This window comes from Paenibacillus silvestris (genome assembly GCF_009882985.1).
Taxonomy (GTDB): Bacteria; Bacillota; Bacilli; order Paenibacillales; family NBRC-103111; genus Paenibacillus_E; species Paenibacillus_E silvestris.
Genome location: NZ_WTUZ01000022.1, coordinates 1,119,000 through 1,145,877, shown reverse-complemented (window position 1 = coordinate 1,145,877; position 26,878 = coordinate 1,119,000). Strand labels below are relative to the sequence as shown.

Here is a 26,878-nt window from a genome sequence, read left to right as displayed (position 1 = left end):
TTGTTAGCGTTATGACTTATTCAAGTATTTGGGAAGCAACGATCGCAAGATCCAGAATGTCGATCTTATTATCGCCATTCAGATCTCCAGCTTTCGCAGTTGCCCAATCCGCACTTGTAGAATCCTTGCCATAATGATAGGCAACCATCGCAAGATCTCCCACGTTGACGCTTCCGTCATTATTCATATCTGCAGACTTCATTACCGCTGCCTTGAAGATATCCACTGCGCTGCTCAGTACTGCTACGGTACTATCAACTTGTGACTGTGTTGCACTTGCATTGTCATTCACAGCTTTGGCTGCATGTATAGCAGCGCCAAGCGTATCTTTTGCCGACTGCGGGTACTCACCAGGTTGCGTGCCTACGACTGCTGAATCATACAAACCTTGGGCACTCGTTATGGCCGTTATTAACGCCGTTTTATCTACGACAACTTCCATGCTGCCGATTGTTATGCTTTTACTGCTTATAGCTGCCTGAACTTCAGTTCCATCCGAATCAGCCAGCTTGGCCTGGGTAACAGCAATCGTTCCAGTCGTATCATGAACACCGGACTTCACCTTAAATGTAAGATTCAAAATTGGCGTGCTGACGCCAGTTATCCCCCCGATATTAGCGGAAATAAGTCTAACTTTCCCTGTTGTCGCTTTGTCCTCACCGGCGATCACAATGTTCTCATTGGAACTTACCGCACTTACATAATCAAAAACGTTGGCATCATAGGAAAGAGTAATGTCCTGAGCATAAGCCGTTTGTGTCAGGTTATTCAGATTGACTGCCGCTGTAAAGCTGCTTCCAGGCTTTACACTGCTGTCTGCTGTAATTGAAGCTGTAGCTACTTTCGGCTCAACAGTAGGCCAAACAGGATCTGCGGTTGAATTGCTTGTTGTTAGATAGATCCGATCAATAATTAAGCCGGATTCCCTTCCCCATAAATTCAGTTCATGCTCACCGGCGGAAATATTTAGCGCTGTGCCGCCTGTCACAAGCGTACCGCCATTACTGAGGTTAGCCCATCTAAACTGGCTGTTACTCACATTCTGAATACCATTGGAAGTAAATTTATACTGATTATCCAATCCGACGTGGATGGAATCCGTTTGGAAGCTATGACTTTTCGTAAGCAACCAAACATTGTAACTTCCTGAGGTTGGGAAGTTGATTTTGTAGTTAAGTCTGGAACCTGCAACAAGGCTTGCAGCATCAGTTCCCGCCGTAACAGCAGTGCCATCATCCGGGCCAAATAACATTGCTTTCGTAGATTGACCATCAACAAGTGTCCACGTATGGCCATTTGCGATACCTTGTACATAAGCATTCGCTGAATTTTCTGCAGCCGTTTCCGCCTCAATGGTCACAACGGTTGGCGTATTAAAATTAATGGTATACAATGTCTGCAGACCATCCTTGCTTACAGTCACTGTAGCCTTTCCTGGTAAAGAAGTTGCTTGTGTAATTGTGATATTTGCTTCAGAGTCATTCGAAGCAGCAGTAACTTGCGGAGGTGCTGAACCAGCGGGAAGATCTACGGAGTAGGTGTACACACTTGAATTAAATCCGCTTAGTTGCACGCCATTCACTTGAAGCGATTTTAGATTCGTATCCAAATTGGATCCCGATAACGTGTCATTTAATTTAAAATAATCAAAATCAACATAACCGCCTGTCGTTTTTGTTGCGAAATTGAATAGTGCAAAACGGTAGCCCATAAAATGTGGGAGTGTATACGACATTTGGAGTGTGTTTCCTATTGAAGCCCAACGCTGACCGTCAAGACTGAAATAGAAATAAGCTTTATCCGTCCTATTCTTAAAGTCCATTTCCGTCCTTAAGTAGACTGTATTTTGATTAAGAGGGATATTGGCTAATTCCACGGGCGATCCTGAACTGCCATTGACCATTACGACAGATTTCGTATTGCCGGACATTTTGACGCCAACAAATCCGTAGTTTTTCTGGAATGCCGCAATCCCGGCATAATCCCCGTCTTTCATATTGCTAATATCTAAAGCAATCGTTCCTGAACTTTCTGGCCCGAAGGTTCTCTGTGTAAGAGAGTTTCTTGCATTCAAAATATCAGTGCTCGTTTTTCCAGTCTTAAGTCTTAGATACCCGGTGCGATCAGTTAGGGACCAGAACCTATTATCGGGATTATGGTTCCATTGCCATACCAGTGAGAGGTTCGATCCATTATCGTCATTTTCACCACTTGCTACCTCTGTATGATAAGCTGCGGCCTTGTCTGTTCTTTGATCGAAATCATCTGATGAGACCCAGGATTTCGATAGTGCCGCTGGAATCCCCGTATCATTGACATCTCCGAATACGGGCCATCCGTCTTGACTCCATGTCATCGGTACAATGTAAGGAATACGACCGACGGATCCATAATCTTGGAATAACACGCCATACCACTTCCCATCAGGGGACTGAACAACTCCCCCTTGCGCTACACCGGCACTATTAGAATTACTCCCGGATCTTAAAGCAATTTTCCCTTCGTAGGTGCCATCTATCGAATCCGCTCTGTGAACTAATTCCGTACGAACGCTCCCTGTCGGCCATGAAATATTGAAGATATAATATTTTCCGTTAATTTTATAAATGTGAGACCCTTCAGCTCCAAGACCGCCAGAACCTCCAGGAGCACTAGCATTTTGAATGATTGTTTTATTCATTCCACCTGCTTTGATTGCAGTGGCATCTGCTGTAAGCTCAATTATTTTAATAGTCCCAGCTCCATATACCATATATACACGCCCGTCATCATCAAACAGCAAAGACATGTCATGATAAACACCACCAGCTAGTTCATACTTTTCCCATGGGCCTTTTTCGATGTCCGTTGTCTGAAAAATGTACGTCTTACCAATATCGTTGGAAGCAAACACTACATAAAACTTGCCGTTATTATATCTAATGCTGCTTGCCCATGAGCCTTGTCCGTATAGGTTCTGACCATTGGAAAGCGTTTGCTTGTCACCAGCAGCTAAAATATCGTAAACATAATTGACGATTTCCCAATTTACAAGATCCTTAGATTTCATAATTGGAACCCCGGGGTTCACGTGCATGGTAGTGCTGGTCATATAATAAGTATCGTTTACCCTAATGACATCAACATCCGGGACATCCGCCCATATAATTGGATTTTTCGCACTGCTCTCCGCTGCTTGTGTCGTACTGTGGCCTGGTAATAAACTGACTACTAATGTAAAGACTAAAAGGAATGCAAATATTTTTTTAGACATGGATTTGGATTTCCTCCCATTCTGGCACAATCTGAAAGCTAATTTTTGACTCTTTGGATGATCTACCTGGACGCCCATAATTTAAAAAACAGAAATTGATAGCGCTTTAAATTTTGTGGACCATTCTTTAAGTTAGAAACATTTCAACGCCTCCCCTGGTTAATATTTCCTTTATTATAACTGTGCGATTATTAAAGCACGATGTAATTTCTTTTTATAAAAGTTCATTTTTTAGGTTATAACTCCATCATCTTTTCTGCTATAAATCAAATTTTTTGCGAATGAAAATAAACTTTTGCCGTTGATCATGAACGAAATTGGACGAATAAAAAGAATATAAAGAAAGGACTTGGTCAATTTCACCAGAGTCCTTTCTTTAATGAAACGTCATAATTATCGCTTAATCATCTGTTCGCTAGAATCGTTCCGCTCCATGACCAAGAGGGAGCTATCTAAATTTCCACTTTTTTTAAATTCCTTAGTCGTCATCCCAGTTATGCGTTTAAAGAGAGTTGTGAAATAATGAGAATCGTTATAACCGACGAGAAATGCAATCTCGAATGATTTGTATGATGTCGTCTTAAACAGCTCCATTGCTTTAAGTATGCGATAATGTGTCAAGTACTCAATGAAAGTGCGACCTGTTTCCTGACTGAATACTTTACTTAAATGACTGGAACTCACCATGACATGCTCTGCTGCATCCTGAAGAGAAAAAGCGTCATTGTTATAATTAGCATGAATATACTCCTTAACACTCCTTAGCATTTCGCCATATCTGTCATTCGTTTGAGAACGCCATGACCAGAACTGATTTGTAAGGCTCGTCAAATATTGAATCGCTTCCTCTATAGACCGAACCGATTTGAGAATCTGCTGTAACTGCTGAAGCGTATCCTCAGGTGTATCCCACTGCCGGTACATATCCTTAGCCGAACGAAATACTTCCAATGTCAAATCGTTCAAAATGTAATAACCGATTGGCGAAGTTGTCCAGTTAATGGCTGCCAACGCCGATGCGTATTCCTCAATGAATGAAGATAATTGTGAAGGTGATCCCATTTTCAAGAAGTTTACGAACCATGCACGGTCCAAGAAAACGTACTGCTCCATGGACCCTGAGATCGATTCCCATAGCGTGATCCGGTTTTGACTAGATAGTCGCCTCCAGTGCATGTCTTCAACAGCTTCAAGGAAAGATAAGTGGATATTCATAAGCCGTTCCTGTACGCTGCCAATTCCCATAGCAATCGAAATCGATGCAGTGGGAATCTGTTCGTTATTTATATGTAATAATTCCTTGAAAATTTCTAACTCATGCTGGATTTGTTCTAGTGTCTCCCCTTTAATTAGCCAACAAATCTCAGTGCGGCTTCGCTTAAATTGTATCAATTCATTACGATCAAGTGCTTGTTGAAATTGCTCGAGTAAATTATCTTCTATCTGACTCGCTGCACCAGTGTTCACTATTGTCATGTCTTCAAAGGTACGAGCATCTGAAATTACCACAGCATAAAACCGCGCTTGCAAATCAAGCGACAAAGTCGCGCCGAGCTGAATAGCCTCAACCGTTGTAACAAAACCACTGCACAAATCATTCAGCAACTTATCACGCGATACTTCTATTTTCTCAAGCTCGCTTTGCTTCAATTTATCAATGCTTGCCTTTATTTCGCGCTCCTTATCGATCAACTCACTTGCACCACGCAGAAGTTGAATAAGATCTGAAGCACGGAATGGCTTCAGACAATAATCGTGGACTCCCATCCGCAAAGCCGCTCTTGCATAACCAAAATCTTCATGTCCCGTCAGAATAATGATTTTCACATCCGGATTCCGTTCTCGAACAATTGCGCTTAACTCCAGCCCATTCATAAAGGGCATCATAATATCTGTAATGACGATGTCAGGACGTAACTGCTCGATTAAATTCAGAGCCATTTCCCCGTCAGGGGCGTCTCCACAATAAATAAAGCCCTCTTGCTCCCATTGGATGCAATCCCGTATCGTTTCCCTGATTAGAATTTCATCGTCTACTAACATAACCTTTTTCATTTCGGCCCACCTTTTTCCACTTGAATGAGAAGGGTGATCCCACTAGATGCATGAAGAAGTGTTTATTCTTATTCCATTCACCTGTGAGTGGTCTTTCAGAATTTAAAACGCTTTCATTATGTTCTAATTATAAAATCCATAAAAAAAGCAAACAATGCGCAACTCTTTACTTTACTTACCATTCTTTGACATAATGTAAGCGCACTCACTTTTAGAATCCTTGCCCTAATGATAATAAAATTAAATTGGAAATTACATGGATTATTTTTTTAAAAATGTTTTAAAAATTTTTTATTATCTTTAATGATTCACTTGGTGCTGTATAAAAATAATGGCCGAGATCCTTCCACGTAAGAAGTTTTCGGCCATTATTCATCCTTGCTGAGGCTAGCAAGCTTTCGCATGTGTGGCATCTAAGCAGACTTCATGCCTGCATGATAAAGACCAAAATAAAGAAATGGCGGTTCAGAGTTAACTTCAACTAAGGCCACCATTTCTTTATTTTTACACGGAATTAATTCAAAATTTTACGAGCCAGAATCGAGATATCAACGATGTCAATCTTACCGTCGTCATTCAAATCCAACCCTTTGTACAGATTCCAATCTGAATCTTGATCATTTTTACCATAAGCAGAAGCAATAATTGCAAGGTCACCAATACTAACTCTATTGTCGTTATTGTAATCTCCTTGGATTGCTTTAATTCTTGAATCTTTAAAGCTTTGCAGAGCTGCATTCAGGTTCATGATCGCCGCTTCAATTTCAGATTGGCTTACTCCCTGAGTCGACGCCACCACTTGAGCGGCATCAATTGCTGCTTGCAGGGTTGCTTTCGAGCCTGATGGATACTGGCCAGGATATACGCCTTCAGTTGCTGCATCGTGCGCACTTTGTGCTTCCGCAATAAGACGCAGTAAGCCCGACTTATCCAAATTATTAATTTGGACAGAGTAAGTTGCACCAGCCCAATCTGTCTCTTGGCCCGCGCCATTAGCAACGGTTAACTGACTGACACGAATGGAAGCGATCTGCGAATTCCCCGTCGCAATAGCTTTAAATTTTAGCCTAATCAATCCATTCGTCATATTCGTATTTCCGATATTCGTCGCGATCGTTCTAATCTTGCCATCCGTTTTAACTTCGCCGACTAGTTTGAAATCTTGCTGAAGTGATTCCATGGATACAAATTCCAGCTTATCGGCATCATAATTAATCGTAGTATCTAGCGCGATGACATCTTTTCCAGAACCCGCCAAGCTGAAATCAATATCAAAGTTGTTGCCGCCATCAACGGTCGTTGGTCCTGTCAGCACTGCGCCTTCTTGACCGCTGATTGTGATCAGAGCGTTGCCGATCAAACTGGATCCAAAAGCTTTGGCCGTTACTTTCACGACGCCGTTCTTTTTGGCTGACAGCAATCCCGTCTCGCTGATGATTGCCGCATTCGTCTCCGAACCGTCTTCTGCGGTTACTGACCATATGACGGGCACTTCCGCCAACATTTGCAGCGTGCCGTCTTTCTTCGAGATGGAAGTCGCTCCGTCAGCTCCGGTAACAGTCAGCTTCTGCTCACCTAAAAGTGTAACCACACCCCATTGTGAACCGTTATTATAGGACTGCCCGGTCACGTCGTTCCACATGATAATGTCTTGACGGCTACCAGTTGCTTTCGCATCATTGATCTGTAAATCAAATCCAATTACACGATTAGCCGCAGGAGTACTAGCTTTAAAGGGGATCTTAGTCTCAATGTAATAGCCGCCATCCACGACTTTGGCAAAAGACTCAAAACCCGCACTGATACTTCCTGGATTAAAGCTTTTCTCATTCAGATAGTTAACACGGTATTGTCCCATACCTGTGCCGTAAGTGGTTTGTTTACTGTTGTTCTCATCCACAAAGATTTCAACCGAGTCCTTCTCATGCGCGTTGCTGCTGCTGCTGTTCAGCACAGGGTCTTTTACACGTACTAGAACATACAGGTTGGTATTGTCCCATAGCACTTTAGCGGTGCCGTCCGTCGGACCGTTCACCATCGTCAGATGCTTAAGGATCGGCAGTGTGACGGTCGTATTCCAGAGCGGGTCGAGCTCGGAGCCGCCGAGAACAGGCGTACCGTATACAGCCGTGCTAACTCCGCTTGGTAAAAGTTGAAGTGCTTTGATCGCGTCACGCAGCGCGTAATAGGCATTGTCCACTACTGCCTGCCCGATCTCACCATTTGAGGCGGCAGTTTTGGCCTCATTTAATGCGCTTGCAAAAGCGTCCCATGAATTGCTTGTATAAATTGTAGCTTCCTTGTTATTGGAGGCCTCAATCAAGGCGGTCAGCAGGGTTTTGTCGACCGCTGAGACAATTGGGTTCGCAGGTCCACCACGGCCCGCTTTGACATTATTAAAATATGTTTCTACTTTCGTAATTTCGTCAGCTGTCAGCACCCTGTTGTAGATGAGAATCTGCGAGACTCCGCCCAGGAAGCGGTAGGGGGTTGCAGCCGCCATCGTGTAACCTACGCCCAGATCCGAGCTGTTCCCTAAAAGTGCCTTAGCGTTGGTTCCAGTGCCGATGACATTGTTATTAACAAAAACGGCTCTATTGGTTCCGTCTAGCTGCGCCCGAACACTGGCCAGACCGTTAGTGGCTGTTGTTGCAATTTGTTGCCCGCCGCCAGATACGCTGCCATCCGTATTACCAAAGCGGATGTTAACTCTGTTTGTTCCTACACCCAGATTAATACCGCTCCAACCGCTGTTGGCCGCCCAAGTTTGGTAAGTCTCGTTCAATCCGAAATAAACAAGACCACTTTGGTCACTGGAGTTGTTGGCTGTGGTTGTTGGTTTAACCAGCGTGTATATCGTCATCTGCGTACTGCCGTTATAATTTTTAAAACCTGCAGCTTTTAGCGGCCTTGACATCGCTGCGAAATCTACATAGTCGTATCCATCGTTCTTTAGCGTGGGGTTGCCGTTTGGTGTTCCAAGATTATCGCCACCGCTACCGGGGACGTTCGCTGGAACAAGCTTCGCTGGGACGCTTCCCATATTTGTCCATCCAGTCACGTTGCCACTGCTATCTTTTTCCACGCCTTCATCAGCCTTGAGCCATAAGTCAAGCCCATTTCTAGGAATATCAACAGGTGTCATATCGCGCACCACTACACGAGCGTGCGACTGGCTGAGAACATTACCTTCTTTCGACCGTACATAAATAATGTATGGACCGGGCAACTTTGGAGCAGTTGTTTCTACCATGTTGCCGGAGGCCATTGTTTCTTTGTCGCTTTCAATAAAATTTCCGTCGCTCGATGAGGAAATCCATATCTGTTTTGTGGCGTCGTCCAAATCGTACGCAAATCTGACTTTCCCGCCGGGAGCAGCCTATTCGCCACTGATACTGTAGTGGTAAAGTTGAGAGTTATTGCAGGCGTCGAAGTGCTGCCTACCAAGGTCCAGCTTCCTTCGGTGCTGATTTCGTACCCATTTGCCACAGGCTTGCCGTTAAGCGTAAAGGTGTAATCATTACTCAAAGTCAGTTTAAGCGGCCGTACCGCTGAAACTTCGTAGCTTTTCCCATTTTCCACATTGGTTGCTGAACCGCTCGCGTCGACGTAAACCGTATACTTGGAAGTGGCCGTTTCTCTGCCGTCTCCATATTGGATGTATAGTTTGTATTCTCCTGCGGCAGACGGAGCGTTGATTGACTTTACGTCGCCGGCAGCTTTTGTCATCGTATTGCCTTCATTAAAGACAGTTGTGTTCGCAGGCGCGAGCCAAACTGTGTCTTGAGCTTTTAGCAGACCCCTGCGGTTCAGCTTTTCACCTTTACCCATGATGACGTTGGAAGCCAGCTCAAACTCGGTATCGGCAATGAGGCTCCTTGGGATCATCTTCGTGTATTCGTTGGTAAGGCCCGAATTCAAGACGATTTCATTGCCCTTAAGTGGCCAAATGCGGCTTGTGCTTTTGTAATTGTCATATGTAGTCCTGGGGGCGCCATTCTGGTTGTTATCTCCGTCTACGTAACCTTGGACCATAATCATATCGCTTTTGCGCTTCCAGTTGTTAAACTCAATAAGACGGCTCTGCCCCACGGCATAGGAGAGCTTTGCCTGCACAACGTTGCCTATCATCTTGATGAACGTGCTGCCTTCGTCGGGATGGAACCCGTTCATCCAGTTGTTGGAGTCTGTAGGTTTGTCAGTTGGATTCGGGTTAAGGAAGTTGTAGTTCATCTCGGTGAAATTCGTCCAATTGTCAGAATTCCAGTTACTATTCTTGTTCGTGACGGGGTCGTTTGTCAGAGGGTAGACGGTGCTGATGGTGTCCCATGTCCCTCCGCCCGGCAAATTACCCGGATCGCCCTGCCGGCCCAGTGAGTAAATGGCTCCGGAGTCGTTAACTACCGTGCAAATTTGCTCTATCCGGTTAAAGTTTATTTTGTTATTTCTGGATGTCGTAGATATTGCTGGAGACCTTGCGATGCTCGTTTCACTCGTACCATTGTAAGGGCCGCAGGTCTTGTTGGTACCTTGGGCAGTAAAGCCGAACCCATCATACTCGTCCCAACCCCAACCGATGCTCATGGCGCCGTAAGTGGTGTCATAAATGTAGTTGTGCAGTACCTGCATATTCGTTGTGTAGAAAGAAGCCAGTGCGTTAGCGCCCGGAAATCCGTAGCAGGTCCTGTACAAAAAGTTATTTGTAATATAAATATTCTCCGGCACGGCTTCCGTACCCGCCATAAATTTTTCCTTATTAACGCCGGCCCAGTTCCTTATTGGCGTGCCAGAGACCGAAACACTGGATTCATGCGTAATCGCCACATCATTTTCATAGATATGCTGCGGATGTCCGATTACAATGCCGGAAGCGAGCGTATCTACGATATAGTTGCCCGAGATTTCGATATCCTTGGCATCGTTTTCTACATGGATGCCATTAAATCCGGTAAGCCCGATCTCGCCGTTCAGCACTTTGATGTTCCTCGCCGCGTTGATCATTACCGCTGCCGGCGGTATGTCATACCCTCGGTAGAAAGTCTCATGCCAGTTTATGCTGCTGGGGAAGTAAACTTTGTTCACGATAGAGCCCTGAACGGACGCATAGCCCCGAGAACTGGTCGTTACCGGACCGGATCCGTCGCTAAGTGTATATGTGCCCGTCAGTTCAGTCAGTTTGTAGTCGGTATGGGCAAACTTCAGCCCATTGAAGGTTATGTTTTTGACACGTCCATCATCCGAGCCCGCAACAGGGTTCAACCGATCTCCTACTGGGATCCCTCTTATGTCGAGGACCGTCTCAAGCTTTGGAATGACCACGTCGGCAGTATTGATATCTTCGCCTGCAAGCGGGATGTAATAAAGCGTGCTTTCCGCCTGGTCGAAATAGAAATTTCCGCGTTTGTTGAAGAACTCGAAAGCGTTGCGGATGACTTGATTGTTACCAGGATTGTATTGCGTGTTATTACCCAATGACTGTGAAATGAACCCATACGGCATCTGGAACCGGAGCATGACACCGCCGGGCTTGTTGCTGGCTGCCGGCGCCTGTTCAATCGACGCGAAGGTGATAAAAGGCCTCGCCCATCTGGCGGTGGAGCCGCCCGTGCTTTCGGCTTCGATGTTTTGGGGGTTTTTCGTTGCCGTTGTCAGACCTACGCTGGCATCGAATACGATACCCGCTCGGATGTTGGTGCCGTTCTGCCACGCCCAAGGGTTATTGGCAGCGGTAAAGCTGGCTGTGGGGGTGCCGGTAACGGTTCTGTTGGCCGAAGCTATTTCCGAACTCTTCGTCATGGTTGCGCCCTTATCGTTTACATAGAGTGCGCGCAGCTTATCGCTCCGGTTAAGGGTCGTTTTATACGCCTTTAAGCCTCCAGTCTGGGTAAGGCCAACAGCTTCTGTCCAAACGCCTTTTTCCAACATTTCACCAGCGCTGATTACCGGCTTCGCACCCGGCGCCGCCTCATAGCGAATCGTGCTGCTTGCACTTCCGGAATCATCCTTGTCAAAAACTAGGGTTTCATCAAGCGAATAATAGCCATCCGCAATTTGAACGACGATATCACCGCCGGTCTTAGGCAGAGTCCTTACTACGGTTTTTGCCTTGGCAAGCGTTTTATACGGCTTTGCTTGTGTTCCGTCACCTGTGGTATCATTGCCGTTTGTAGCAACATAGATCGTTGCACTTGGCGTACTGCCAGTCGTGGTTGTACTTGGCGGACTGTCAGCCAAGACTACCGACTCTGAAAATGGCAGCATGGAAAATAACATTACCAAAGTCATAATCCAAACTAGTGATCTTTTTCTCACTTTCATAAAACCTCCTTGGATATAAGTAAATTGCTATACACATTACCGCTTAAGCGGTATTAGTGCCGACCTCTTCTCTGTGCAGATTCCGACTAAGATGTTTTAATCCCAATAATGGAAGCGCTATCATTTGATACTTTCATGATACCAGTCTGCACGAATATTCCCAGAGACTATTATTGGACTGTAAGGAAAATTCTCGGGACAATTTGAAAAGATAGAACGCTTCGTAACTTGCAGATACGGAGAAGGGACACCCCCTCTGGCGTCCCTTCCCACCTTACATTCGTCACTTCAGAATTGCGCCTGCAGTCAAAGCATTTTCGATCTTTTCGTTGCCTATTAAATAAACGATAATCATAGGCAAGCTGGACAGCAGCATACTCGCGCCGATGAGTCCCCAATCCGTAACTCCCACACTGACAAAAAATCCTAGCAACCCGACTGTAAGCGGCCGGAATTGATCCTTAGAAGCAATAATAAAAGCAAGCGGAAATTCGTTCCAGATTCGAATGAATATAAGAACGCATTGCGTAACGAGCGCTGGCATTACGATTGGAAATATGATTTTCATATACGTTTGATAGACATTCGCTCCATCTATGCATGCCGCTTCTTCCAACTCATTAGGCAAAGAACGGAGAAAGGCATACAGCATCAAGACGCAGGAAGCGATGGCGAAGCCGGAATACGGTAAGATAAGACCGAAATAACTATTTTTGATATGCATCCATTTAACAAGCTGGAATAAAGGAATAACGACTACTTCGATGGGGACAATTAAACCCATAGATACATAAAACAACATCAACGAACTGAATTTCCATTGCATGCGACTGAGGCAATAAGCAAGCATGCTGCCCGTTGTCAATGTAATGGCGATTGTGCCTGCGGTATAAATCACGCTATTCTCGAAATACGTATAAAAATGATATTTAGACAGCGCTTCGCTAAAGTTCATCCAATCCCAGGAAGTTGGTAACCCAAAAGGATTGTCGTGAGCTTCGCTTTTGGACTTCAACGACATCGTTACCATCCAATACAAGGGAAACAGAAATGTGCACCCCATGGCTACCCAAAACACTCGACTAAATAATTTCAGAAAGCTCCCCTCCTGCTTAAAACTCCAGTTTTTCTCTGGCCACGAACCTTTGAATGACAAAGGAGATCAAAAGGCATTCCAGAATAAAAATAACAGCGATAGCAGTACCTTTGCCAAATTCGGAAGTATCGAATGCCGTAAAATACATCTGGTAGATGACCGTTCTGGATTGATCCCCCGGGCCTCCTGCCGTCATGACTCGTACATGCGAATAAAATGCCATTGAGCCTAATGTAGACAGAATAAGTACGTATTTGATTACATTCTGCAGCAAGGGTATCGTAATTCGTAAGCAAACTTGAACAAAATTAGCCCCGTCGATCAATGCCGCTTCATAGTAACTCTTGGGTATGGTCTTGATTCCTGTATAAAACAGCATCGCATTCAGTCCAATATATTGCCACAGGAATGTCACTCCGATGCTGGGCATGACCGTTTTCTTTTCCGTCAACCATGAATGCGTCCAAGAGCTCAACCCTAACGAGTCGAGAATCTGGTTAAATAAACCCCAATTGGGTTCGTAGAACGCCAGCCAAATCTGGGCAACAACCGTGACCGACAAGATAGCGGGGAACATCGCCACCGACTTGAAGAATCGACGAAACTTCGGTGTTTGAGCATCCATAAAAAGCGAAAGTATCATGGATAGGGGGAGCCCCAGCAATAATGAGATAGCGACGATGAGATACGTATTCTTATGAGCGGTCCAAAAGGATGGGGAAGTCATCACTTCTTTGTAATTATTTAAACCAACAAAACCCAAATTATTAAACCCGTCATGCTTATGCAGGCTCATCCAGATCTCCGGCAGCAAAGGGTATACGCAGAATAAGGTAAACAGCAGCAATGCCGGGAAAGCAAACACAAATATAGACACTTTGGTGCTAAAGTACTTGTTCATCGCTCTCTCCACCATTTATTTTGTGTCTAAACCCCCTTGGAACTATCCGAAGGGGATTTAGCTGTTATTGCATCTTTTACTTGTTAAACCACGTATTTTCGCTCCAAATCTTGTTCATCGCCGCATTAAATTTATCAGCTGTGTACTCGCCCGTTAATAAATTCGCTCCTTGCGTAGACATTTCGGCAGACGCCCTCGCATCTAGCGAATTAAGAGCCAACGACGCGATTTTATTAGGAATCGGATTGTACCAGTCAACGAACTTCTGCATAAGCGGGCTCCTATCCATTGGCTTGTTGCCTGTCTTCAAAGAAATAGGAGCACCGGTAGATTCAAAGTATAACGCATCCGCCATGGCTAGAAATTCAGCAAGCTTGACGGCCTCTTCCGGGTTCTTCGTTTTGCCGTTTACCGCATAACCGTTAACCGGAGAACCCCAGAACTGTACGTTCTTTGTAGGGTTATACTTATCGCTGGCGCTTGGAAAAGGGAAGAAATCAACCGTTTCGTCTTTTGCGAGATTCGGCAGTTCCCAAGTAAACATCCATAGCATAGCCGCTTTTTTGGACGTAAACATTTCCATCGCCGGACCGTAATCCAAATTGGCAATACCGTCTGGGAGCACGCCTTCCTTGACCAGCTTCTCGATGCGAGCCGCTCCTTCCTTGACGGATGCATTGTTGAAGTCCGTTTTGTTGCTGACAAGGTCTGACATCGCCTGCGGATCTCCGATTTGAATCATTTGCTGCAGCATAAAGAGCTTAGGTCCCCACCCGTCCTTGCCGGGAGTCACAGCCGGTATCATGCTTTTGCTCTTGAGCGTCTTCGAGATTTGAATCAACTCATCAAACGTGGTTGGCACTTTAACCCCGGCTTTCTCGAACATATCTTTATGATAGAAGATGACAGGGGTGAAATACGTGTCCGCTCCGGAAGCCAAGCTATAGATCTTGTTATCTACATGCTTTAATGCATCTGGCACCGCGTATTTGTCCAAGAAACCGTCTTTGGCAATATAGGGTGTCAAATCCAGAATGCTGCCTGTGTTCTTCAACGGCGTAAAGTAGCCCGCATCATTCCAGAATACGTCCGGCATATCCCCAGATGCGTTCAACGTCTTCAATTTGTTTGCCATATCCTCGCCGCCGCCGCCGGGCTCAAACTCGACTTCAAGATTGGGAAGCGCTGAAGCAATATTCGGTTTGATGAATTTTTCCATAATTTTGTTGCGATTTTCGTCCGTCGTAAGCGTTATGACTCTCATCTTGATTTTTTTGCTGTCCGTCTTCGTCGTATTCTTGTTCTCCTCTTTGCTTGTTGCCGAGGGCGACGGATTGTTGGACGGCTGGTTGGACGTTGTTTCATTCCCACTACTGCTGCACGCCGATGTAACCAGAAGTGTGCTTGCCATAAGGAACATAGCTGCTGCCTTTGACTTCGTTTTCATTGTTTAACCTCCCCTATTTGTTAAAGCGAATATCGGATTGATTTCAGTTGTTGTAAGCGGTATCAACCTTAAGTTAATTTTACGAATCTTCCCATATTTAGTACAGAGACTATTCTCGGATCAGCAGTAAAATTAACGGCAAAAAAATAGACTATAGAGGCAAAGTTTTCACTTTCCCCCTATAGTCTGCATGGAAGTATCGGCTACCGGATTTGGTTCACATATTTGCTGGGCGTGATTCCCATATATTTTTTGAAGCATTTGCTGAAGTAGTTGGCGTCCGCATACCCCACCCGGTTCGCTACGTTTTGGATAACCTTCTCTCCCTGTTCAAAAAGCTCTTTTGCTTTAATAATGCGTATTTCGGTCAGGTAGTCATTGATTGTAAAGGTTGTTTCTTTTTTGAACACGAAGCAAAGATGATTGTAATTCATATGAACGCTCTTTGCGATATCTTCGATTCGCAGTTCTTCGTTGCCATAATGCCTCGAAATATATGATTTGACCTCCTCTATAACTTTGACGGCTCTATTGGTTTTGCGACTATGCACATGATCCATGGACTTTAGAATTAAAGCACGTATCCAGTCCTCCAACTCGTTGAAAGTTTTCATCCGCTGAACGTGTTGTATCATATCGGGTTGTGTCGTATTTCGGAAAACATCTTCAAAGCTTTGCGACGCTTCAGCCAAAAATTCCAGGCATGTGGATACGATTTCGATTCCGGCGAGAAGCAGCATTTCCATCGAAGCTTTTTGGACGCGAGTATCATGAAAAAAACTGGAGAGCCATTCTTCCGTCTCGGACATGTTCCCTATTCGCATGAACATCAGCAAGCCGCTTCTTTTTTCCACCGAGAACAATCCGACCTTTATCCCGGTTTCCGCAATCAAGGAATGTACGAACACCTTATTGCCACCCCACACAAACCGTTGTTTCAAGGCGATTAACGCTTCCATGTATGAAACCGAAATCGACTCAAACGTTTCGCATCCATTCCCTAGGCCGATCGTTACCGTACAGCCCAAATCGTTCTCTATGTTCAATCGAATCCGCTCGCAAATCGTTTCCAGCTTGTTGAAGGAGCCGTCAGGCGATCCTATGATCAGAACCAGGCGAGCATCATGATCATGACAGCCGACACACTGAAAGACGCTTTGCATATCATTTTGAGCGATTTCTTGTACTTTGGCTTTGCGAATCAGCATTCCCTCCTCCAGATTCCTCTCATCGTTTGAATCCAGGTCGACGACAATCGCCCGATAATGCATCCCTTCCAGCTTTATTCCCAAATCATTTAATCGATCCCGTTCGGAACTGGATCTAGAGATACCGTTGCCCTGCAGCAAACCGTTCAGCAATTGCTCCTTCATGACAGACAAGCTTTCGCTCGCCTGCTTTCTTAAATCGTCCAACTCAAGCTTGCCCAGACGCTCCGTTCGTATCAGTTCCTTAATATCTAGTAAAGAGCTTCGGAGTTCTTCTTCGTTAATGGGTTTCAGTACGTAATTAAAGACGCCTAATTGCACGGCCTGTCTGGCATACACGAATTCGCTGTGACCTGACAACACCAGAAATTTTGTTTGCCGGTCTCGCTCCTTGGCTTTGTGTATAAACTCCAAGCCATCCATAATCGGCATATTCATATCGACCAACACGACATCAGGCTCTACCTCGGACATCAGCTCCAGCGCTTCTGCGCCGTTTTTTGCTTCCCCCGCGATTTGAAAGCCGAGCTCACTCCATGCCAGCGAAATCTTCAATGCTTGCCTGAAGTAATACTCATCATCGACGATAAGCACTTTGTACATAGTTTTTCCTCCTATTCTATTCAATCCTTATCTTGCGGATAATAGAAATGCCAGCCTCATGGACGCGAGCAGGAGCTAATCATGTCGAAGAGGCAGTACAATAGTAATTTTCGTATAAACACCGTATTCACTTTCAACTTGCAGTCCGTATCTTTCCCCGTACAGCATTCGGATCCGATTGGATACGCTTCTAATCCCAAACCCGCCAGTTTCATCAAAAACGCTGGTTCCTGCCATTATCGCCTTGGATTGATTCTTGTGCATACCAGCCCCATTATCGTAAATTTCAATTTCCACATGGTTGCCGCAACGCCTTCCTGTAATGCGGATGATTCCTTTTTCCTTTTTGAGCTTCAATCCATGATAGATGGCGTTCTCCACGATTGGCTGCAAGGTCAACTTCGGTATTGAATACGTCAGAATGTCATTGTCAATTTCCATCGTATACTCCATATATTCCACATAACGCAGCTGCTGAATTTCCAAATAGCTTTCCGTTAGACGCATCTCTTCCCCTATCGATATGATATCGTTACCTTTGCTTAACGAGATCTTATAGAAATTCGCCATGTATTGGGCTGCCTGTATGGCTTGCTTCCCTAAGCCCAGTTTAATGAGCGAAATAATGGTTTCAACCGTGTTGTACAAAAAATGGGGCTTCACTTGCGATTGCAGCAATTTAAATTCGATCTCGGCCTTTGTCCTTTGTTTCTCGACGTTTTCGGCCATAAGCGCCTCAATGCGATTCATTAAGTTATTGAAGCCCTCGCTTAAATATCCGATCTCATCTTTGGATTGGTAGGTGCTTCTGACCTGCATCTTTCCCGTCCGGATTTCTCTCATTGTCTTGGCAAGCTGGAAGATGGGTCGCGTGATCGACCCGGACAGTAGAAAGGATACAATTAATGCTAGCAGCAAACATGCTGCTCCAATCCCGATCATCAATTGATTGATTACTTTCCGATCCGACGAAATATCATCCATAGGGATAGCGCTTACAATCGTCCATTTCAACGGCTCGAAGCGCTGGGTAAATATCAACATTTCTTTACTTCCGCTTCCCTGGGTAAATGTTGTGTCTTTACCATTCTCGGGAATGGTAATGGAAACAGCTTCCTTAAGATCTCGGTATAACATAGCTTTATTCTGTGAAGAAATAATTCGGCCGGCGGAATCGACAATATAGAATTCCCCCCCCTTATTTTTTCCCTCCTGGTAAATCGAGGCAATTGTCGTTTCTTTCACGTACAAAAAAACTCTGCCAACCATTTTACCGGTATCTTTGTGAATCACCGTTTTGGATACCGCAAATACGTTGTGTTCACCTTCATACAAGAATCCGAATTTGATCAAGCCTGTCCAAGTGGGTAAATAGAAACGATCCTCCGCTCCATAACCGTCACCGAATATGCGGGAAGCATATGCGTTATCGGCAAATCCGACGTCCACCCAGTGATGATTCGAGGTGAGAATGCTTACTGCTTTGATTTTTGTATTAGGCTCCACAATATTGCTGATCGTCTCTGAAAGGTCTTTTTTCATCGAAAGGTTATTTAAGCCTTCAACCAGCTTGCTCGTATTGAAATCACTATTTATTAATAAATCGTTATAAAGCACGTTCTGCAATCGATAATCGCTGGCTAGAATTTTTGAATAGTCATCAATTGTAGCTACCAAGGTTTGAAGATTGTTTTTGATGAGTACAAGCTCTCGGGAGGAATTGTTAATCTCTTTCTCAATAAGGGCATTCTGTGAAATCGTGTTGGCGAAGTATGACTGAGTGGAGATAAATACGACAATGATTAAAATATTCGCTATGAATATTTTGTTTTTAATGGAAATCCCGCCTATATACTTCGAGAACCCTTTCATAACGCGATTACTTCCTTTCTTTTCAATTCGACAAGAATGATTGTGTAAACAACAGTTATGTAAGAAGATTGATCTGAAGTGCGTGGAAAAAGAGCCTTACAAGTAAGATATCTATATGGGGGTTCTTTATTAAGAATAGCATAGGTTTAATACGTGTCAATTTGAAATGTTCTGGAGCGGTTGATCCCTTGTTGATTAAAAAACAAAGAAGCTGCTTCTTAGCAGCCCCGTGGTATTCAACTCCCTCGCCGTCCTTCTTATATGCCGAATCGACGCGCCAATTCAATATCTGCTCTCACATCTTCCAAGTAATAGGGATATCCGAAAGTACGTTTAACTCGAGCCATAAAGTAAGGCTTGTTATGCAAGCTCCAGTAATGTCCCAGTCTTTCCCAATGGATAGCCGCCTGCTCCAAGAGGGCAACCGCCTCGTCCTTATGTTGTGTATGTTTGTTTAGCTTAAATCGATTAAGCTCAAGGGACGCTTTGAATTTACAAGCATAGTATCTGGACATCTCTACATAGCCAAAGAGATCGTGAAGTGTGCATGCAGCATGACTGCAGCATAGCTCACCCAGCTCCTTTGACAGCTTGGAAGCGACTCGTTCTGTTTGCTCTGCGGCATCTTGCAGCAGCTTTACAATATCAGCAGGTGTTTCACGGAAAGCCTCAAACCCTTTCTCCATGCTGCCTTCATGTTCAGCTCTTGCATATTCGGATATGGACATTACACCCACCCCAGGCATGGGTGCAGCGTTCACGAAGTCAAGGATCGTCTTGAAACCACTCACTTCGGATAAGCAGCTTTCGGCATGCCACTGAAAGTCATAATCGATCCAGAACAAGCGATTGACAGCCGGTATGACTGACGAGGCACTTCGCAATCCTTCTAAGAAGAGAGGAGCATGAACGGGACCATATTGAGACTTCAATAGATGCACCCAGACATCATCACAGGTCTCAGGATCGTATGATAGCCGGCCCCAGAGCTGGAATTGAAAGATATGACGTTCAAAATCGTACTTCCATGTCTTGTGCCCATGCTCAACATGTTGGAAATCATTGCCCCATAAGTAGCCGTCTGCTCCCCAGTAGAAGCCTTTGACATAGGGCTTGATCATTCCCTTGATATAAGCGCGGACGTACTCGGGATCTCCCCACCGATGTGTGAACACGTCGTCATTACGAACCGTGTACAGGATATTGGTCTTCTCCAGTTCGATGCCTTCCCATGCATCCCAAAGACGCTCAAACTGGGGTTCCGGATGGGAATAGCAGTGAGCATTCGAATATTTCCAGCTGATATAGAACTGGTTGGAATCAAATTGGGTCTGCACCATTTCTTTAATTTCCTTGCCCGCATTCTGCATATTGGTACGGTGAATAAAGGGAATCTCTCTTCCCGACTGCTTGATCGCTTCCACATACGTCTGAACAATCCACTTCTCCCGCTCGTACCCGTTACCATCCATCCATTCGCTGGCCGATGTGCCTAACCCTTTCAGCTCAGGGTAAGTGAGCAGCAGTTGAAGTACCATTTCACGAATGTAATCTCTAATCAGTTCTGATTCACCGCGAAAACGATTCAGCGGATACCCAACTCGGTGAATCAGGTTATCGAACATATTACCGAAATCTCCTACAGCTTCAGGGAGTCCTAGACCTCGTGCCACTTCTGGGGTTAGACGGATATTCCATGTAAATAGATAGATATCGATCCCTCTGCTGGCCGCATAACGGAACATCTCCCGGAAGAACCGAATGTTCTGATTGATTTCTGAATCACTGTATGGATTGGCGGCTCTGAATTTCGGCGAGACAACCATCAGGTCGTAGGGATGCTCTGACCATAGGCTTAAACAGTTGTACCGATTTAACGCGAGCATATCGATATAGGCTTTCCAAAAGTCAATATCCATGCACGTTTCCTCATTCAAGGTAAAGGGATCTCCTGAATCAAAGGGCGCGTATGGCAAATTAAATTTAATGCCGCGTAAACGCAGTGCTGGCTTCCGATATATCTCTTCCTCATCTGCCAATTCCGCTCCTCTTGCCAATCGTTCCGCGTATTCTAGACATCCGTACATGAGTCCACGTGAGTCAGCCCCTTCGATGCGAATCAGTTCTCCTTGACGAGACAGGCGAAAAGCCTGCTCTTCCTCGGGGGATTCGCCCTTCTGTGTACGCAGTTTCTGAACGACGATCCCCCGCTCTGGAGCTAGAACCACACCCCGGCTGTTATACTGCTCAACGAAAAACTGGCCCTTAGCTTCCAAACTCTTCTTAATTTGATTTATTCCAAACAGAACCATCTCATCCTTATGATCGTAAACGAGTTTCATAGACGCCCTCCGCTTCTTTCGAAAATCTTACTCTATTATCGGTATAATTTGATTAATGATTGCGTACCGCTGCTCTCTTCCCCTGTCGCAGCCAGCCTTTCATACAGCGTCTTTGCTAGCGATAATCCGTATGTCTCCAGCCCCATAGCCTCGGCTGACTGCAAAGCAATGCCCAAGTCCTTGATCATATGCTTCACATAAAATCCTGGTTCATAATTATCTTGAATGATTCTCGGTCCAAGATTGCTTAGCGACCAACTGCCGGCAGCCCCACTCTCTATGCTCTTCAGTACCCTTGTAGGACTCAAGCCCGATCGCTCCGCATAAGCCAGTGCCTCGGAAACTCCCATCATGTTGGCTGCTATGGCTATTTGGTTGCACATTTTCGTGTGCTGACCAGCGCCTGCTTCTCCTTGATAGACGATATTGCTCCCCATCGCCTGGAAGACAGGCAGAACGGACTCGAAAGCTTCTTCCTCTCCGCCAACCATAATGGAAAGTTTCCCATCTCTAGCCCCTATGTCTCCTCCTGATACAGGTGCATCTAGCGCTTTTAGTCCTCTACTTTGAGACTCCTCATAAATCCGTAAAGCCAACGCTGGACTTGATGTCGTCATATCGATCACATAAGCACCTGGTTTAGCAGCAGCCACGATTCCTAAAGGCCCTAGGAAAATGTCCTCCACATCACGGGGATACTCGACCATTGTAATCGTCACATCCACATTGCGAGCTACGTCAGCAGCGCTGTCCTTCCATATGGCACCTGCTTGCATCAGATCTTCCGCTTTGCTTTTCGTTCTGCTGTATACATACAGGCTATAGCCGGCCTTCATAAGATTACGTGCCATGCTTCTCCCCATTACACCTAGACCAATAAAACCGATTGTGACGTTTCCTGCTGATAAGTTCATTTTCATTCCCATCCTTTAACGTTAAAATTATTGTTCAAACAGCTTGCCAATCACCCTTTGACAGACCCCAGCATGACACCTTTGGCAAAATGCTTTTGCAAAAAGGGATACACGAGAAGAATTGGAGCCATAGCCAGCATAATAGCCGCCATGCGGATCGTTTCCTGAGGTACAATTCTATCGTCTCCACCTGCACCCGCTTGTCCAACACCGGTGGAGTCCGAATCGATGACAAGGGATTTAATCAACACTTGAAGCGTCCATTTTTTTGAATCCGAGATATAGATAAGTGCGTTGAAATAGGTGTTCCAATGAGAGACAGCAAAGAACAGCATGAATGCCGCAATTGCCGGCATCGACAGCGGGATGATAATACGCAGAAATACGCCAATCTCGGTGCATCCGTCAATCCGTGCAGACTCCTCAAGCTCCGGTGGGTGCGACTCCAGGAAGCTCTTAATTACAAGTAAACTCCAAGCGCTCGTGAGGGTTGGCCAAATTAGCGACCAATACGAATTCAGCAATCCCAGCTGCTTGATAAGCAAATAGCTTGGCAATATGCCCGCATTGAACACTAGCGTGAAAACGACTGCTCCCAATAAAATTTTTCTTCCAGGAAGCGTTTTTTTGGTCAACACATAAGCGAAGCTGAAAGATACAATAAGATTCAGGATAGTTCCGACTACCGTGATGAACACCGTACTTTTCAGCGCATGGATAAAGCTGTTGGTTGATAAAATATATTGATAAGCAGATAGTGACCACTTATCCGGAAACAAATAAAACTTCAGCGGAATATACACCTTCGGATCGGTGAAGGAAACGCTAAACACATAAATAAATGGAAACAAGCACACAATCGAGATCAACGCCAACAGAGAATAGTTCACATAATCAAACAAGGTTAGCTTTTTTTGGGCAACAAAGCTCATACATCCATCCTCCTTTTTCATTTTAAAATGATCTCAATAAATACCCTCGTGCCCCATCTTCTTCACAATATAATTAGAGACCATGACCAGTACCAAACCGACCACGCCTTTAAACATACCAACCGTCACACCGATGCTGACTTTCCCCTGTAGGACGCCAATGCTGTAGGCATACGTATCGAATACTTCACCTACGGAAGAAACAAGGGGATTCATCATGAGAAGTACTTGCTCGAAGCCGACATCCGCCATATGCCCCAGACGCAAAATCAATAAAATAATAATGGTAGGCCGGATTGCAGGCAGTGTAATGTGCCAGATTTGTCTCCAGCGGCTTGCTCCGTCTACGACAGCTGCTTCGTATCGCTGGGGATCTACCCCAGCCATGGCTGCCAGGAAGATGATGGTTCCCCACCCCGCTTCTTTCCACATATTTTGAGCTGTAATAAGCGCCCAGAAATAATTAGGATTGGATAAGAATGCAACCGATTCATGCCCCCAACCCGTAATGACTTTGTTAACGATCCCCACATCAGAAGACAGGATGAAAAACGTTAGACTGACAACGACAACCCAAGATAAGAAATGTGGCAAATAGACGATAGATTGGTTAAACCTTTTAAACGCCTCATGTCTCACTTCATTAAGCATCAGTGAAAGTACAATGGGGACGGGAAACATGAAGATCAAACCAAAAATGTTAATCGCGAACGTATTGCGCAGCATGATATAAAAGTTTGGATCCGTGAACAGCTCGACGAAATGCTTCATACCAACCCATTCACTCCCGCTGATTCCTGCATATGGGTTGTATTCCGTGAAGGCCAGTACTAGCCCCCACATCGGAGCGAATTTAAAGACGATGAAATAAAGAGCGCCTGGTAAAGCAAGTAAATAGACATATTTGTGCCGGGCCAAATTCGTCCAGCTGCGGGAATGGGGCTTCGCTATGCCCTTGGTTGTTAGCTTCGCGGTCGACTGCATCATCTTGCACCTCTCTTTTTATATTCCTGGATGATCACCGTTCGGATTCATGACTCACGATTGAAGATTCACGATTCATGTAAACCCTTTCATTACAATACTTACTATATAACCGGGCTGTTAGGCATCCTATAGACAATTCTTGAGAAACCTGGGTTTCCCATTTGAAGGTCAATTATTGTCTTAGCAGCAAGATCTGTCCGAGATCGACGATATATCTTTGAGGAACTACAGGCCGTTATTTTAGCACATTCAGCCTGTTTCCGCGTCCAAGCGGAACTACAGGGTGTTATTTGACCGCCTAATCCCATTTCCTTTAAGAAAATGGACAATTAGCGAACTACAGTTCCCCTCCACGCGAAAAAGAGGCTATTTCGATGAAATAGCGCCCTGTAGTTCCCCTAGCCAGGGAGTAACTGCTCAAGCGATGGACTGGAGTGCTCTACACAAACAAATAAGAGGTTGCCCCGCCATTGTCATGGACTTTGGAACAACCTCACCTCAGAACCTATTATCGTTGACGCGTACGGAACATACTCGGAGACATCTTGATAAACCGCTGAAAAATACGATTCAGGTTACGCTCCGAATACCCTACGGCCATCGCAATCTCGCTCACGTTGTGATCCGTTTCCTTCAGCAGCCTCTTGGCCTCATCGACCTTGCACTCAACAACGAAATCAAGGAAGTTAACACCCATCTCCTTCTTAAAAAGACGGCTTAAATACGAAGGACTGAGCCCTACTTGCTCCGCGCATTGAACCAGTGACAAATCGCTGCCGCAATTCTCCCGAATATGCTTGCATACCTGTTGGATAACGGATTGTCCCGATTCATTCCGGTAATTCGCTGTCAGCCAGATGTACATCGGAAATAAGCTGCCTGCAAACCAATCCGCGATTTCCTGCGAAGTCTGCCTCGTCTGAAGCTGCCCAAACCAGTCGTGATCCAAGATATCGAGCAGTGTGGCCCCTTGCTTTTCCAAAGATGTTATCAGCGTAGATAGCAGTAAATTATAACTTTGATAAATATAGCGATAAGATTGGGAAGCACGAATGGCTTCGGAAAAAGCGGTCAAACCTGCCACTGCCATCTCCAGTTCCCCGCGATCCAAGGCATCAATGATTGAGGTTTCGAATTCCCGAGGGTAGCGGAACGCCATCTGCTTTTTCTCATTTTCCAGATGTTCAATGAACAGAACGTTCTTCGTAGTGTTGAATATCCGATACTGAAGCGCACCTTCCGCTTCTTTGCAAGAAACCGGCACATCTTCGATATGAAAGTAGAACCGACCGACGCCAGCAGTCGCCTTCATCGATAAGTGCTCCTTCAAGGAGTCGCAGATGGATTCCGCATATTCCTCCGTTAGTCGAAGCATCTCTTCCTGCTCTGCATCCGCCCTGAACTGCAGCAGCGCTACCCCCCTACCCCTGTCAGGAATCACATAACCATGCACGCTGGGATATTTCTGAATTAACTCTTGCATAACGTTCGAAATGACAAACGCAATGATTCCCTTTTCTTCCGGTCGAAATCGTTTCTCCCTGGCAATATTATCGGCATCCACGATGATTACGACATTGGTCGCTTGTATGGCAATACCATTGGCTTCACAGTCACGGAGCAATGGCTCCTTTCTTAAATATTCTCCGCTAATCAACTGCTGAAGAAATTTCTCCCTAAGAGTAGGTTGAATGCTAGCCATAAAACCACCTAGCTTTTCTGTTTCCATGTTTAGAAAATCCAGACATTCCTTAATATAATCGAGTTCGTTATGTTTATTTTGGATTTGCCCAATCCGCAGCGCCTTGCTATGCTTCATCAACTGCCCGATCGGGTTATAGGCCCGCTTAGAATTGAAATAAGTCAATACGACTCCGAAGGTGATAAAAATAAACAAGAACAGAAGGGTGACGTTGCGTATCCAGTTCAACTGGCTGGCAATGGTTTTTTCAGGTACGACGGTCACGTAAATTCGCCCGTATATATTCTTGGTATACAGAAAATGTGCTTGTTCCCCATCCAAGCCTTTGCTCAGGAAACTGTCTGTATTGCTGCTTCTATCCTTGATACCATCGATGCTGTCCAAACTTTTCATTAATGAAATCGTCTGATCGTAGCCTAGCTCCTCACTATCAGGGATATGTTTATGATGAATAACGAACAAATTCTGTCCCATCGGCATCAAATACGTATCGGAATCCAGAAATTCACTGATTGCCGATTTTTCAATTTCAAAAGCGAGAATACCTTGAGCCTGACCGCTCCCCATATTAGGAAGCCGGCGCGCGAATGTCACGTAACCGTCCTTTTGCGCAGAAGGCAAATAAGCCCACTGAGAGAGCTCTCCGCTAGCGATGATAGCATCAATGTCATCTTTATAGGGATAAATCTCTTTTTCGATGACCCCGTATCGGTTCGATAACACGACATTTTCCACGGTATTATAAAAATAAACTTCATCAATAAAGCTATCGCTATTTTTGACCAGATTAATTTTATCCAGGAAATCTCGGTGCCACAGCCAGCTGTTATCTTGATTCGGGTCTAGAAAGAAGCCTGTCAGAATAGGATCGACAGCGAGCTGGAGCGATTCCTGCTCGATGGTCTGAAAAATCCTCTCCGCACGATCCTTCATGCTGGATAACGAGGAATTGCTTTCGTTCATAATTTGGTCTTGTGCCCGGTTCATGGCAAATTGATAGTATACTGCACTAGCCAGTATTAAAGGAATGCAAACTGAGATGCATCCAAGCCAAATCAGCTTATACAAATACCTTCCATGACTGGTGACATGTTTGGAACCTGACTGACGAATGTGTTTTATCCAGTTAATCATATTGCCCCCCACATCCATATGCATGTTAGTACTGTCTAAGTATACTTCGCTTTGCCATAGGACGAACCCTTTGGCAGCAGCTTGCTTATTTCACTCTCTTTCATATAACAAAGA

Annotated in this window: 14 protein-coding genes; all 14 read right to left on the bottom strand. The window is 45.0% G+C overall.

Annotated features, from left to right (window positions below; translation table 11 throughout):
- Positions 1 to 16 precede the first annotated feature (16 nt).
- On the bottom strand, positions 17 to 3,253 hold the full coding sequence (locus GQF01_RS36910) for a family 43 glycosylhydrolase (protein WP_161409694.1): 3,237 nt from the start codon (positions 3,251 to 3,253) through the stop codon (positions 17 to 19).
- A 393-nt stretch (positions 3,254 to 3,646) separates the two neighbouring features.
- The gene (locus GQF01_RS25470) at positions 3,647 to 5,308 is read right to left on the bottom strand and encodes a response regulator (protein WP_161409693.1); all 1,662 of its coding nucleotides are present in this window, start codon (positions 5,306 to 5,308) and stop codon (positions 3,647 to 3,649) included.
- 514 nt (positions 5,309 to 5,822) lie between these two features.
- Positions 5,823 to 8,561, bottom strand: coding sequence for a sugar-binding protein (locus GQF01_RS36410; protein WP_235960253.1), 2,739 nt, complete (start codon positions 8,559 to 8,561; stop codon positions 5,823 to 5,825).
- Positions 8,555 to 11,620: a hypothetical protein gene (locus GQF01_RS25455; protein ID WP_328803528.1), complete on the bottom strand. Its 3,066-nt coding sequence runs from the start codon at positions 11,618 to 11,620 to the stop codon at positions 8,555 to 8,557. The genes GQF01_RS36410 and GQF01_RS25455 overlap by 7 nt, the downstream gene beginning before the upstream one ends.
- 289 nt (positions 11,621 to 11,909) lie before the next feature.
- Positions 11,910 to 12,656: a carbohydrate ABC transporter permease gene (locus GQF01_RS25450; RefSeq protein WP_235960250.1), complete on the bottom strand. Its 747-nt coding sequence runs from the start codon at positions 12,654 to 12,656 to the stop codon at positions 11,910 to 11,912.
- An 82-nt stretch (positions 12,657 to 12,738) separates the two neighbouring features.
- Positions 12,739 to 13,623 carry a carbohydrate ABC transporter permease gene (locus GQF01_RS25445; RefSeq protein WP_161409692.1) on the bottom strand — a complete coding sequence of 295 codons (885 nt, stop codon included), beginning with the start codon at positions 13,621 to 13,623 and terminating at the stop codon, positions 12,739 to 12,741.
- Between the two features lie 76 nt (positions 13,624 to 13,699).
- Positions 13,700 to 15,070 (bottom strand): ABC transporter substrate-binding protein, encoded by a 1,371-nt coding sequence (locus GQF01_RS25440; RefSeq protein ID WP_161409691.1) that lies wholly within the window; start codon positions 15,068 to 15,070, stop codon positions 13,700 to 13,702.
- 203 nt (positions 15,071 to 15,273) lie between these two features.
- Entirely contained in the window at positions 15,274 to 16,881 is a 1,608-nt protein-coding gene (locus GQF01_RS25435; protein WP_161409690.1) for a response regulator, read from the bottom strand.
- A gap of 75 nt (positions 16,882 to 16,956) precedes the next feature.
- Positions 16,957 to 18,753 (bottom strand): cache domain-containing sensor histidine kinase, encoded by a 1,797-nt coding sequence (locus GQF01_RS25430; protein ID WP_161409688.1) that lies wholly within the window; start codon positions 18,751 to 18,753, stop codon positions 16,957 to 16,959.
- A gap of 257 nt (positions 18,754 to 19,010) precedes the next feature.
- Positions 19,011 to 21,095 carry a hypothetical protein gene (locus tag GQF01_RS25425; protein ID WP_161409685.1) on the bottom strand — a complete coding sequence of 695 codons (2,085 nt, stop codon included), beginning with the start codon at positions 21,093 to 21,095 and terminating at the stop codon, positions 19,011 to 19,013.
- A gap of 35 nt (positions 21,096 to 21,130) precedes the next feature.
- Positions 21,131 to 22,009, bottom strand: coding sequence for an NAD(P)-dependent oxidoreductase (locus GQF01_RS25420; protein WP_161409683.1), 879 nt, complete (start codon positions 22,007 to 22,009; stop codon positions 21,131 to 21,133).
- A 50-nt stretch (positions 22,010 to 22,059) separates the two neighbouring features.
- On the bottom strand, positions 22,060 to 22,941 hold the full coding sequence (locus GQF01_RS25415; RefSeq protein WP_161409681.1) for a carbohydrate ABC transporter permease: 882 nt from the start codon (positions 22,939 to 22,941) through the stop codon (positions 22,060 to 22,062).
- Positions 22,942 to 22,974: 33 nt separating this feature from the next.
- A complete protein-coding gene (locus GQF01_RS25410; protein WP_235960473.1) occupies positions 22,975 to 23,925 on the bottom strand; it encodes an ABC transporter permease in 951 nt (316 codons plus the stop codon).
- Between the two features lie 511 nt (positions 23,926 to 24,436).
- Positions 24,437 to 26,764, bottom strand: a complete 2,328-nt coding sequence (locus GQF01_RS25405; RefSeq protein ID WP_161409678.1) for a helix-turn-helix domain-containing protein — start codon at positions 26,762 to 26,764, stop codon at positions 24,437 to 24,439.
- Positions 26,765 to 26,878 lie beyond the last annotated feature (114 nt).